Origin of the sequence: Xenorhabdus mauleonii, from assembly GCF_900113945.1 — a bacterium.
Classification (GTDB): domain Bacteria; phylum Pseudomonadota; class Gammaproteobacteria; order Enterobacterales; family Enterobacteriaceae; genus Xenorhabdus; species Xenorhabdus mauleonii.
Genome location: NZ_FORG01000033.1, coordinates 1 through 11,143, shown reverse-complemented (window position 1 = coordinate 11,143; position 11,143 = coordinate 1). Strand labels below are relative to the sequence as shown.

The following is an 11,143-nucleotide window of genomic DNA, read 5'->3' as shown; positions in this document are numbered from 1 at the left end:
AATGAATAAATTTTTATTTATCTTATTACCCTTGCTGTTAACTCCTGCATTAAGTCAGGCTGAACCAGAGGTGTTAACGGGAGATGTTCGTCTTTCCTGTGAGGCTATTTTATGTCTTTCATCGGGTACTCGCCCTGGCGAATGCTCCCCGTCACTATCACGTTATTTTGGTATTCATAAAAAAAAGTGGTCAGACACGATCAAAGCCAGAAAAAATTTCCTTAAATTATGCCCTGCGGCAGAAGAAAAAGGAATGCCTGACCTAGTCAATGCTATTGCTAATGGCGCAGGGCGTTGTGATGCTGCTTACCTTAATAAATTTCTGTATGAAGAAAAGAAAGAGCAAAAGTGCCGCAGTCGGGGAAAGGAAGAAGATTGTTGGTATGAAACGTACTATCGCATAAAAAATGAACTTCCTAACTATTGCCGTGCTTACGTTAATCATGAATGGACTGATTTAGATAGTAGCCTGCATTATCAGGGAAAAATGGAATGGGTTAAGAAAGAATCTGTGGCTGGTTGGAATAATCAGGGCGGACAATGGGTTGATTAATTCGGTAACTAATATCAGCGGTATGATTAATTACCGCTGATTCCAATAAATTAATGTGGAAATCAATATGGAAACTGAAATGTTTAGGGTAAATCTGGCAGACTGGATTAAACAGGAAGAAACAGAATCCGGTGAAAATGCTTTTTATCATCCTAATACTGAATACTTCAAAGTTATGCGTGAAATCAATCAGTATGAAACTGAATTTATTGCTAATAGTGGTGATTTAGTAAAAATGGCTAAAAAGCATTCTGCTACTTATAATCAACTCAATGAAAAAGATAAAGATTTTGTTGATTTTCGCCTTGATGAAGAAATTTTCTTCATAACTTATGATGATGAGTGAATCCGTTATGAAAATCAGTTCAATAAAAACAGTTTACGATTTTATGCGTTACTGCCGGATGCCGCTTTATTTTCAGCGTTCAGTCAGAGATATGAAAGTCGGTGATACTTTTATTCTCGGAAAATACACTCAACTCATTTCCGGTGAGGAAAATAGTGTGCTTATGCCTGTCAGTGATGATGAACCATGCTATGTGGCGGAAGCATGGATAGAAAAAGAACGCGGGTTTTATTCTTTTTTTGGTACATGGACGTTTCCGACTAAACCGGCACGGGCATTTGTAATGACATCGGGGAAGTTTAAAATACTGAAAGGCGGTGTTATTGAGTTTATTGACTGCCATGATACGGTTAAATCTTTTGCGCTGGTTTGTCGTTATCTTATGTGGCTTGTAAAAAAAATGCCAAAAGAGGAAAAGCAACGATATTTTTCTGCTAACAGCGTTCCGCTGTTTATGGGTATCTGGCTGGACAGTGATTTGATAGAAAGAAAAACCCGCGCTTATCTGGCAGAGGGGAAACCAAAACCCGTCCGGATGGATTACAGTGAATATGCACCCACACATCAACTGGCGGCGATTGTGGATGCGGCATTTTCTTTAGGTGTAATTCAGGAAATTCAGAATGAGGGATGAAAAATGAGACTGTTTATCGCAGAAAAACCCGCCGTTGGTAAAGATATTGCCAATGCTCTGGGAAGTGCTGTTCGCAAAGATGGATATTTTCAGTGTGGGCATGATTGTGTTACATGGTGTGTCGGACACATTATTAAAAGTGCCGAACCCGAAGCCTATAATCCGGATTATAAGAACTGGACGAAAAGTGATTTACCGCTGAAAATGTTTCCGGTTAAGTATGAACCGAAAGTCGAAACCGCCGCACAGGTTAAAATTGTGGTTGATTTAATCGAAAAGGCAGATTCTATCTGTCATGTTGGCGATCCTGATGATGAAGGTCAGCTTCTGGTCGATGAGATTTTAATTTATGCGGGTAATACAAAACCGGTTCAGCGGGTTTTAATCAACGACAACACCCCCGCTGCTGTTAAAAAAGCATTATCTTCACCACAAGATAATAATCACAAAAAATTCAGGGGGATGTTTAATAAGGCATTAGCCCGTAGTGTAGGTGATGCTATTTTCGGAATGAGCATGACCCGCGCCTGTACTATCGATGCCCGTGAAAACGGATATAAGGGTGTCCTTTCTGTTGGTCGCGTACAAACGCCTGTACTGGGTTTAATTTGCCAGCGATACCTTGACTTTACCAACCATAAAGAAAGTCTGTATCAGACCATTCAGGGGCAATTTTTGCATGAAACTGCGGGGCGTTTTGCCGCTAACTGGAAAGTCAGCGAAAATGCACCACAGGATGAGAAGAAACGCCTGAACAGTGAGGATTATGCAAAGCGGCTTACACAATCTTTTACGGGAAAAGATGCTGAAATTGTCAGTGCAGCCGTTGATGAGAAAGAAACCACTCCGCCATTGCCGTTTAATCTGTCTGAATTACAGCAAATCCTCAATAAAAAGCACAAGTTATCTGCTGATAAAACGCTGAAAATCACACAGGATCTGCGGGAAAAATACAAATGTATCACCTATAACCGTTCTGATTGTTCGTATCTTTCTGATGAGCAGTTTGCTGAGGCTCCTCAGATCCTTGAGGCTCTGAAAAAATCGTTTCCTAATCAACCAAATGTTGACAGCCAGCGAAAAAGTAAGGCATTCAACAGTGAGAACGTCACGGCTCATACCGCCATTATTCCGACAACGGCGGTTCCGGATTTAACTCAGCTAAGTGAACAGGAAAAAATTGTTTACCAGATAATCGTTGAACGTTATCTGATCCAATTCATGCCGAATAAACGCTATCAGGAAGCCTCTGTTGTTTTAAAAATCGGGCTTGAATCATTCAGTACCCGCGCAGTAAATATCACGGACAAAGGGTTTAGTGCCTTTTCAGCAGAAGAAAGCGACGATTCGGGACAAAATGACGAAGAATCCGGTGATTTTGATATACTGAAAAAACTCCGTACTGGTGAAGCTGTCAGATGTGAACAGGCTACGTACAAAAATAACAAAACTAAACCGCAACCGCTGTTTACCGAAGCAACGTTGCTTAATGCAATGGACAATATTGTTAACTTTGTTACCGATCCACAAATTAAAGCTTTGCTGAAAGCCAAAGATGCGGGAAAAAAGAAAGGACAGAGAGGGATTGGTACACAAGCAACCCGCGCAAGTTTTGTGCCGTTACTGGTGAAAAGAGGCTTTATTATTATAGAAAAACAAAAGCTCATTCCGACACAAGCCGGACTGGATTTTTTCCAGTCATTACCGAAAAAGGTTATTCAGCCGGATATGACGGCTTTCTGGTCAGAAAAGCAAAATGATATTGAATCAGGTGACTTATCAGTAGATAATTTTATTGATGCATTGTATGCGGATATTGAAGAACTACTGACACAAACAGCAGTTAAAGTCACAGATAAATCGTCACTGCAATTTTTATCTTTTCCTTGCCCGTGTTGTAACTCTGGCGTGACAGAAAAAGCAAAATTAGTTGTGTGTGAAAAAAATTGCGGATGGAAATTCTGGAAAATAATTGCGTCAAAAGAACTATCTGCTAAACAGATTGAAACATTATACGAAAAAGGAATGACCAGTTTTATCAAAGGATTTACCGGAAAAAATGGTAAGTTTGAAGCGCAGTTAAAACTGGAAGATAAAAAAACAGGGAAAATTTCATTTAAATTTAAACCACGGGAAGTTAAAAAATGATTTATGATATAAAATGAAAACGAAGCAAGAGTGGTTGCACCAGTTAAGACGGTGCAACACGTTAGAAACGCTGGATAAAGTAACAGAACAGATAGCAGAACGGTTGACTACAAAAGAAATAATGGTTTTTATGATGGCAGTCGATCACCGTAAAGCTGAAATCACCATGAGAACCCTGTATGATAATGTCCCTGTTTCTGTCTGGAAATATGTCAAATAATGAGGAATACGCCCTATGGCAGATTTAAAAAGAGAAGAAGAAATCGAGATTGTTGTTAAAAATCTTTCCGGTTTGACAGCTTTAAGACGCTTTGCTAACACCCAATCATTTGATTGGCTGGAAGATGTTTCTAATAAACTGTTAACTATCATCAGTGAAAAACGTGAAGAAGAAGAACTTCGCAGACTGGAACTTTCAGAACAGGAAGAAAAACGCCTGAAAGCTCTCAAATATTTAGAAGAACTCGGACTTGATCCGGAAACTATTAATGTCTCTGTCTTTGATACAGAGCCAAAACGTAAGAAAAAAAGAAAAGCCAGCACCGCTCCGGCTAAGTATCGTTTCACTGATCCTGACACAGGAAAGGCTGATACATGGACTGGTATAGGACGACCAAAAAAAGGGTTACAAAAGCTTTTGGAAAAAGGGCATGAATTAGACGAATTTTTGATCCAGCCTGAACTTCGCAATGAAGAAAATTCTCCGCTTTAAGATTGCACTCTCTTTTCTTTTTGCACTGCCTTTTATAGGGCAGTGCAAACCTTTATTTATTGGTGATTCTTTAACCTATGAACTCGCTATGAGTTACAAAAAGATTGCCCCCGTTGATGCTAAATTTTTGGAAAGTACGGGATTAAAATCAACAAAAATTCTCCACTGGCAAAATTATTTACAACACATAGATTTTTCCCGTTATGATACGGTTTATATTGTTTTGGGAACGAATGATTTTATTCAAAAATCAGAAATTCCTGATTATCAGAATAAAGTTTCTGCATTTATCCGTGCTATCAAAAAAGAAAATAGTAATATTATTTGGATGCTCCCGCCGACTCTGAAAAATATACAAAAAAATAAATTATTATCAAATACACGTGAAGCTATCAGGCAAGCAGCAAGACAAAATAAGATAAAAACAATAGATACTCGTTTATCACTCGGGTATCAATATACAGAATCTATTAATGGGATAAAAGTAAGAACCAGTGATGGTATTCATATAACAGAAAATGGGGCTGACAATGTAATAAGGGGCTTAATTAATGTCGATAAAGAAAATAACAGATAGCATTATTGCATTTATATATAAGACAACGGACAATTATGTCATTGATCAGCTAAATAATGTTAATTTAGGTAAAGTTGAGCTATATAAACCCACGGCGGATTCAAATACTATTTTGAGATGGGATGAGCTTTTTAAGAATTATATGATCGGGGGTTTTCCTACAGAAATTAAAGATATAATTACTAATTTGTGCCGTATTGAGAAAACTACAGACTATTTTTTTGATTTTAATAAAATACAGTCATTAACAGCATCTAAAAGTTTTGGCGGCATTCATGATGGCGCTATAAACGGTAGCTGGTTTTATGATTTGTATAGTTGGGGGCGCGCAATGTATCCCGACGAAAGAATGAAAGCGGAAAATGAAGATGATTGGAAACGAAATATCGCGCACATTGAATCTGAGGGGTTCAGAAAGTGCAGACCTATTAATGTCATATATTACGAATGGTTAAATAGGTTTGTTGCCCCTAATACAGGTGGTTCTCATCATGCCGCATTGGTAGTGTATCAATCAATCAGAGATAAAATTAAATACACAAGAGAAACTATTTTAGAAAAGGTTTCTCTTAATAGTTATTATATACGAATGCTGGACAATGAATACTATTCTTTCATCATTAATAATGATAGCAATCACAAATCCCTATCGGAAAGTGATAAATTTATTAATGTAATAACAGAGCTAATCAGTACGCATATTTCAATTCTGAAACCCGTACATTATTATCAGAACTTAATGATTATCTTTATTCCTAAAGAGTCATTAAAAATAGATTCAGAATTATTTAATAACTGGATTAATAAAGCACATGACCAGAAAAAAATAATCAATCTGCCGAACTATTTTAGATTACCAAATGAATATCATACAAAACCTTATTTGCATGAACTTCGTTATCTGAAAATGCCAAATCCAAATTCTATTTTTTAATAGAAAGGGTGCTTGAAACCTAAACTAAACACAGAAAAAGAAAATGCGGGGGAATGCTCCCCCGCTAGGCATCACCGTTCTTCGTAAGAAAGTGTTGCCTGAACTACTGTATTCCCACTATTCACACTGATAGAACAGAGTCTATCGCGCATTAACAGAGAGAAACACAGTACCGTTAAACAAACGGCAATCAGCCCTATCAGGGCGTACTTGGTCATTTTCCTTGATTCCTAACTTATTAGGAGGCACAATTTCTAGTGCTAAGTAGAGAATTGCAGCCTCGATTATGGTAATAAATAACCTTATCGGGGCTTTCTTCTATCTGGCTCTCACTAAATGCTTGAACCGGACAGGATCAAGCACCCGCAGAAAGATTACCAAAAGTTGAACAAAACAGCACGCAATTGGCACTATGACGCGCCATAACTGATTAATCTGGTGCATTTACGTGAAATCTGACCACTAATCCCCCTGCCATTACGCTAAAATTCACGTAGCACAACGTCTTTTTGTCTCATTCAAAAATACTCACTGATATTTTTTACACTGAAAAAAAACTAACTTACTGTAAAACAACGATTCATAGAATCGCCGGCAATCGCTCAATGGCGATGGCCATCTTCCTGATTGGTTGCGACCGTTCCAGATTTTTTGAATAAGATTAGGAACCTTTAGTTACAACATTCATATGTCTTGCATGAAACATGCTTTAGCCACAGCAACTGTACTCAAAAAATTAAGCTAATCAAAAAACGAGGGGCGCGTAAGGTACAATATGTTAAATGCGTGACTTTAACACCGAAAATCACTGTTACCTTGTCACGCAACCACCCTACCCACTAAAACAGGAAGATTTCTGTTATTAAAACCGCCAAAATTCCATTGTTTGTTTTTTGTTAAAATTGAAACAATTAAGAAACATTTTAACAAAATTAAACTTCACCGCTTTTTTTCACCCAACGCTTGATAAGTAGAGTTACATGCGTGATTAGTCAAAGATTAACTTGTTTTGTTATCTTTTGATTAATCACTATTGATAATCTTTGATTATCTTGCTATGGTTAATCAAAGATTATCGTTATATGATATTCATTGATTAATCACTGTTGTTAATCCTTGATTAATCAATCATAAACATAAATGAGGGGTAGGAAAATGATTATAGTTTTTGGATCAGATAAAGGTGGTGTAGGAAAAACCACAATTACGGCAAACTCAGCAGTAATGTTGCAACAAAAAACTGCGTCTGTCGCATTAGTGCGAACAGACAAAAACGAAGATTTGAATACATGGCAAAGTTTACGACGAGAACAGCCCGTTCCTGATATCCCAATTATGACTTGTTACGGAAGCAATACACATAAAGAAATTAACAAATTGCACGGGGTAACAGATGTAATATTGGTAGACACTGCCGGACATGATAGCGTTGAACTTCGCAGTGCATTACTTGTTGCAGATGTATTTATAGCTCCAGTAAGCCCAACATCCATGTTGGAAGTTGTTACACTGAATAAATTATCATCCATTGTGAACGAAGCTAAAAAGGAAAACACAAAACTAAAAGCCTTTGCTTTACTTAATCGTTGCCCTACTTCACCATTTAGTAATGATGCAGTAAAAATCACACAATATCTTAATGATGATCCCCTGCTTTTATCTCCATTCAAAACACGCATATCAAACTTAAAGGCTTTTGAAAAAGCCATAAATGAAGGGCTGGGAGTGCATGAGCTTAAAGGAAAAAATGTAGGGTCAGCAAAAGCACAATTAGAGCTTTTATTCGCTGAACTCATTGATTCTGTTCAGGATAGCTAAAAAACATTGAAAATCATTGATTAATCAGATATGATTAATCAATGATTAACTCAGTATTGAGGTGGATTAGATTATGGATATAAATAAATTAAAAAAACACGCGCCAGCAATTGAACAGTCAGAAAGTAAGACGGTTAATGATTTTATCGCCCAAGGTGATAAAAAACCGACAAAGAAAACAGAATCTATCATGGTAGGTTTTCGCATGGATGAAGATACCTTAGAACGATTAGACAGGCTGACTAACGGACTAGGCAAGAAACGTATTAACATTTTACGGGCTTCACTGCTTGCCTTTGAATCGCTATCACCTAGCGATAAGGCTAAGTTTTTAATAGAGGTAATGAGGTAACTACAATGTTAGTGGTTATTTTTTATTTTGGTGCTGGAATAAATGAAAGTTACTAGCTAACAGGTTTTAATGATGCCTACAAATATTAAAATTATTTGCTGGATTTTCTTTTTCACAATACTAATTATTTCGTTTTGGTATAAAAACACCGCCCGACAACGGCGACATAAACGAAAACAAAAGAGCGCAAAAGCCGTTTTAGAACGGCTTTCTGGCATTCATGAATTTAGTCAAAAAATAGCCTATTTAAGAAAAATAGATCCGTTTGTTTTTGAAGAACTATTATTAGAAGCCTTTGAACAACGAGGCTATCAGGTTATCAGAAATAAAAGGTACACAGGTGACGGTGGAGTTGATGGAAAGGTAATTATGCACGGCGAAACATTACTTATTCAGGCAAAGCGTTATCGTGGATTTATTTCGTTACAGCACGTTTACGATTTTGAATCTTTGTGTGAAAAAAATCAATGCAAAGGAATTTTTTGTCACACAGGAAAAACCCGTCCTGAATTACTAAAAAACATGAATAATTCAAAGCGTCTTATACTCATCAGTGGTAAAAAATTGATTCAGCTACTCACGGTAAAACCGGAGTAATTCCGGATGTGTTAAAGCATCTTTAGTTTGATTAATCATAATGTACGTTACCCCCGCACCTTTCAAAACTTCCTCAGCGGCGGGTTCACTCTCAAAAAAAATAGCAGCGGTTAATGTATTTTCATGAGTATCAAAAATTACACACGGAAGCGTAATTTGATTAATTCTTTTAAAATCATCGTAAAATTCTGGCGTACCATATTCTTTTACTGAATACAGAAACTCACTTAATCTTATTTTGTTCAATATCCAATAGCGATCCTGCACTTCACTTCTGATAATATTGACCGTTTCAATTTGGTTTTTATTTAAAAACTCAATTTTTTTATACATACTCCCTCCTTAAAATTTCAACCCTATTTTGAGTTTTTGTTCTTTCTTGATCATTTCTGCCGCTTGAAGCTTAAATCTACGCTGCTGCTCCTGCTGGCGTTTCAACTGTTCAGTTACGTCCGTTTGTTTTTCTGTTCCAATTTTTTGTGTTCTGTCTATGCCTTTTTGCCCGATATTTTCCAATTGCCAGTTGTTACGTTGGGTAGTTAGCCAACCAGCCTGCTCCCCGTTTTTATCTAATCTTGGTACTTTTACTTCTTCTGAACCGGATTTTTTGAGTTTAATTAGTGAGCCTTTTTGAATTTTTTCTCTTTCTGCAAGCTCTCCAAGTTCTTTACCCCACACAGTATATTCTTTGCCATTAAGTGTTTTCACAGTAAGATAGTTTTGTGGTTTGTTACCCTCTTTAAACTGATACGGGGCGCGCCCAAAATCTACTACCTCCCTTACATTTTTTTGCCGTCTTGGTGCTGCTGCATCTTCCTCTTTCAGCTTATTTTTAAAATCAGGAATTTGTTTATGTGTGGCTTTTACATCATAACCCTTTAGTTTTAGTTGTTCACAAAATCCCTCGCGTAGTTCTCGTAAATCTTTTTTACGAATATTTATTTTTTTTCCTGTATCATCATTATCAGTTCTGAGAATGACATGAACATGAGGATGATCTTTTTTATCATCATGGTAAACCATTACAAATTTATTGTCGGGGTATTTTTCAGATAATGTTTTTCTGACTGATTCAAGTGCATCCTCCTGACTTACCTGTGCAGATGCCGGAGGTGAAAAAATAATATTTTTTGTGATTGCTGGCTGTTTACTTGTTCTTGAGTCATAAGTATCATCATCATCACACTGAATTAAATAATCTTTAGCATCTACTGCATCAATTTTATTTCCCTCATCATCAGTTAACAACAATGTATCTTCACGAGATATATAGTTGACACTATTTTTAATGCCCTGTTTTATTTGTGCCGAGCCAGTGATTTTTACCATAACTTCTTTACTTCGACCGTGTTTACCTATTTGCTCTCTTACCCTGCTTCCGTATAACTTACCCCCCTTTTTCGCTTTATGAGCAAATGCTGACTTTCCCGCCTGAATGGATTTTTTCAGCGATTGCCCTTTAGCAGATCGACTACGTTTAACTAAATACTCTTTTTCTATATTAACACCCATAATCTACCACGCTGACATGCTGAGAAAGTGATCTTCCTTTACACTTTTTGATGTAACCCTCTAGCTCTCTTTGCATTTCATTGATATTTTTTTGCAAATTAACTATATCTTGCCTAAATTCTTCTTTCTCTAAAATCTTCCCATCATCCCGCCGTAGTATCATATTAATATTGCGTCCAACACGTTTTAATTGGTTATTATAATCTCGCATAATCTTTAACTCCTGATCAAAAAAATCAAGGTCATTATTCATTGTATGTTTTAGTCTAAACCTGATTTCTTTGGATAGTGACCACCCATGTTTTTCTGCATTTTCTTTTAGACCATGATATAATTCATCATTGATATATAATGTTATTTTATTATTCATGTAATAGGATTCAAGCCCTAATTCATCATACAGGCTGGTTTTTATTTTTTTGATTTCCGAATCCTTATTCAGAACACTTAAACCTACTTTTTTAAAAAACATAGGCAAAGAAATATCAAAGTTTTCCTTTATTTTTTTCTCAAAAAAAACATATTCTTCGTCAGTTATTCTGAAATTAATTTGCTTCATATTACCCCCCCAAAAACCGACTGTAGGTCAACGGCAACAAATCGTAAAATGCTAGCATTTTAACGGTGCGTTGCCTATCCTGCATCGTATTTAAAATCCTTACCATCGTCACCTATCTAGATTTAAGCACTAAACATAAGCAAAGGAAAGAATTTCAGGGTAAAAATGGCGGTTCAAACATAGCTAACATGACTATAAACTGATTATACCGTTACGGATAATGCGTAATAAGGTGGTACAAGAGGCTTCATAGAACCCGTGAAATTTTTATAAAATAGATTGCTGATTCTTTCTTTTGTCTGCGACCGTCCGGCTCTGGCGTGGCGGTCAGCCCGTTAACGGCAACGGCGGCTGTTCAGGGGGCGCAAGCGCGGGTCTTGCGTTTCCCGATACGTCCCCCC

Annotated in this window: 15 protein-coding genes; 11 read left to right on the top strand and 4 right to left on the bottom strand. The window is 36.9% G+C overall.

Annotated features, from left to right (window positions below; all coding sequences use genetic code 11):
- Position 1 precedes the first annotated feature (1 nt).
- The 8 genes from BM100_RS19750 (at position 2) to BM100_RS19715 (ending at position 5,904) form a co-directional block, all read left to right on the top strand.
- Positions 2–553, top strand: coding sequence for a TrbM/KikA/MpfK family conjugal transfer protein (locus BM100_RS19750; RefSeq protein ID WP_092514104.1), 552 nt, complete (start codon positions 2–4; stop codon positions 551–553).
- Between the two features lie 67 nt (positions 554–620).
- Entirely contained in the window at positions 621–899 is a 279-nt protein-coding gene (locus BM100_RS19745) for a hypothetical protein (protein WP_072503059.1), read from the top strand.
- A 7-nt stretch (positions 900–906) separates the two neighbouring features.
- A complete protein-coding gene (locus BM100_RS19740) occupies positions 907–1,533 on the top strand; it encodes a hypothetical protein (RefSeq protein WP_139217010.1) in 627 nt (208 codons plus the stop codon).
- Positions 1,534–1,536: 3 nt separating this feature from the next.
- A complete protein-coding gene (locus BM100_RS19735; protein WP_092514100.1) occupies positions 1,537–3,681 on the top strand; it encodes a type IA DNA topoisomerase in 2,145 nt (714 codons plus the stop codon).
- A 13-nt stretch (positions 3,682–3,694) separates the two neighbouring features.
- Entirely contained in the window at positions 3,695–3,901 is a 207-nt protein-coding gene (locus tag BM100_RS19730) for an Hha/YmoA family nucleoid-associated regulatory protein (protein WP_072503062.1), read from the top strand.
- Between the two features lie 15 nt (positions 3,902–3,916).
- Positions 3,917–4,393: an H-NS histone family protein gene (locus tag BM100_RS19725; RefSeq protein WP_072503063.1), complete on the top strand. Its 477-nt coding sequence runs from the start codon at positions 3,917–3,919 to the stop codon at positions 4,391–4,393.
- The gene (locus BM100_RS19720) at positions 4,371–4,970 is read left to right on the top strand and encodes a DUF459 domain-containing protein (protein ID WP_244590726.1); all 600 of its coding nucleotides are present in this window, start codon (positions 4,371–4,373) and stop codon (positions 4,968–4,970) included. The genes BM100_RS19725 and BM100_RS19720 overlap by 23 nt, the downstream gene beginning before the upstream one ends.
- Entirely contained in the window at positions 4,945–5,904 is a 960-nt protein-coding gene (locus tag BM100_RS19715) for a DUF6685 family protein (RefSeq protein ID WP_092514098.1), read from the top strand. Before BM100_RS19720 ends, BM100_RS19715 begins: the two co-directional genes overlap by 26 nt.
- 71 nt (positions 5,905–5,975) lie before the next feature.
- On the opposite strand, the gene BM100_RS19710 is transcribed toward BM100_RS19715, so the two are convergent.
- On the bottom strand, positions 5,976–6,122 hold the full coding sequence (locus BM100_RS19710; RefSeq protein ID WP_012368889.1) for a Hok/Gef family protein: 147 nt from the start codon (positions 6,120–6,122) through the stop codon (positions 5,976–5,978).
- A gap of 937 nt (positions 6,123–7,059) precedes the next feature.
- Here BM100_RS19710 and BM100_RS19705 point away from each other — a divergent pair.
- From BM100_RS19705 to BM100_RS19695, 3 genes are all read left to right on the top strand, one after another.
- The gene (locus BM100_RS19705) at positions 7,060–7,722 is read left to right on the top strand and encodes a nucleotide-binding protein (protein WP_012368895.1); all 663 of its coding nucleotides are present in this window, start codon (positions 7,060–7,062) and stop codon (positions 7,720–7,722) included.
- Positions 7,723–7,795: 73 nt separating this feature from the next.
- Complete coding sequence (locus BM100_RS19700) at positions 7,796–8,074, top strand: hypothetical protein (protein ID WP_012368896.1); 279 nt, start codon at positions 7,796–7,798, stop codon at positions 8,072–8,074.
- 69 nt (positions 8,075–8,143) lie between these two features.
- The gene (locus BM100_RS19695; protein ID WP_012368897.1) at positions 8,144–8,671 is read left to right on the top strand and encodes a restriction endonuclease; all 528 of its coding nucleotides are present in this window, start codon (positions 8,144–8,146) and stop codon (positions 8,669–8,671) included.
- On the opposite strand, the gene ddp1 (BM100_RS19690) is transcribed toward BM100_RS19695, so the two are convergent.
- Genes ddp1 (BM100_RS19690) through ddp1 (BM100_RS19680) form a run of 3 tightly spaced genes read right to left on the bottom strand, consistent with a single transcriptional unit; the run spans position 8,648 to position 10,742 of the window.
- On the bottom strand, positions 8,648–9,004 hold the full coding sequence (ddp1, locus tag BM100_RS19690) for a DNA distortion polypeptide 3 (protein WP_012368898.1): 357 nt from the start codon (positions 9,002–9,004) through the stop codon (positions 8,648–8,650). The two genes, BM100_RS19695 and ddp1 (BM100_RS19690), sit on opposite strands and share 24 nt — an antisense overlap.
- Before the next feature lie 9 nt (positions 9,005–9,013).
- On the bottom strand, positions 9,014–10,183 hold the full coding sequence (gene mobP1, locus BM100_RS19685; protein WP_012368899.1) for a MobP1 family relaxase: 1,170 nt from the start codon (positions 10,181–10,183) through the stop codon (positions 9,014–9,016).
- Positions 10,173–10,742 (bottom strand): DNA distortion polypeptide 1, encoded by a 570-nt coding sequence (gene ddp1, locus BM100_RS19680; protein ID WP_020803314.1) that lies wholly within the window; start codon positions 10,740–10,742, stop codon positions 10,173–10,175. The genes mobP1 and ddp1 (BM100_RS19680) overlap by 11 nt, the downstream gene beginning before the upstream one ends.
- Between the last annotated feature and the right edge of the window lie 401 nt (positions 10,743–11,143).

Excerpts from the sequence above, each read along its gene's own strand:
- BM100_RS19750 (WP_092514104.1), top strand. The coding sequence starts at position 2 with ATGAATAAATTTTTATTTATCTTATTACCCTTGCTGTTAACTCCTGCA.
- BM100_RS19745 (WP_072503059.1), top strand. The coding sequence starts at position 621 with ATGGAAACTGAAATGTTTAGGGTAAATCTGGCAGACTGGATTAAACAG.
- BM100_RS19740 (WP_139217010.1), top strand. The coding sequence starts at position 907 with ATGAAAATCAGTTCAATAAAAACAGTTTACGATTTTATGCGTTACTGC.
- BM100_RS19735 (WP_092514100.1), top strand. The coding sequence starts at position 1,537 with ATGAGACTGTTTATCGCAGAAAAACCCGCCGTTGGTAAAGATATTGCC.
- BM100_RS19730 (WP_072503062.1), top strand. The coding sequence starts at position 3,695 with ATGAAAACGAAGCAAGAGTGGTTGCACCAGTTAAGACGGTGCAACACG.
- BM100_RS19725 (WP_072503063.1), top strand. The coding sequence starts at position 3,917 with ATGGCAGATTTAAAAAGAGAAGAAGAAATCGAGATTGTTGTTAAAAAT.
- BM100_RS19720 (WP_244590726.1), top strand. The coding sequence starts at position 4,371 with ATGAAGAAAATTCTCCGCTTTAAGATTGCACTCTCTTTTCTTTTTGCA.
- BM100_RS19715 (WP_092514098.1), top strand. The coding sequence starts at position 4,945 with ATGTCGATAAAGAAAATAACAGATAGCATTATTGCATTTATATATAAG.
- BM100_RS19710 (WP_012368889.1), bottom strand. The coding sequence starts at position 6,122 with ATGACCAAGTACGCCCTGATAGGGCTGATTGCCGTTTGTTTAACGGTA.
- BM100_RS19705 (WP_012368895.1), top strand. The coding sequence starts at position 7,060 with ATGATTATAGTTTTTGGATCAGATAAAGGTGGTGTAGGAAAAACCACA.
- BM100_RS19700 (WP_012368896.1), top strand. The coding sequence starts at position 7,796 with ATGGATATAAATAAATTAAAAAAACACGCGCCAGCAATTGAACAGTCA.
- BM100_RS19695 (WP_012368897.1), top strand. The coding sequence starts at position 8,144 with ATGATGCCTACAAATATTAAAATTATTTGCTGGATTTTCTTTTTCACA.
- ddp1 (WP_012368898.1), bottom strand. The coding sequence starts at position 9,004 with ATGTATAAAAAAATTGAGTTTTTAAATAAAAACCAAATTGAAACGGTC.
- mobP1 (WP_012368899.1), bottom strand. The coding sequence starts at position 10,183 with ATGGGTGTTAATATAGAAAAAGAGTATTTAGTTAAACGTAGTCGATCT.
- ddp1 (WP_020803314.1), bottom strand. The coding sequence starts at position 10,742 with ATGAAGCAAATTAATTTCAGAATAACTGACGAAGAATATGTTTTTTTT.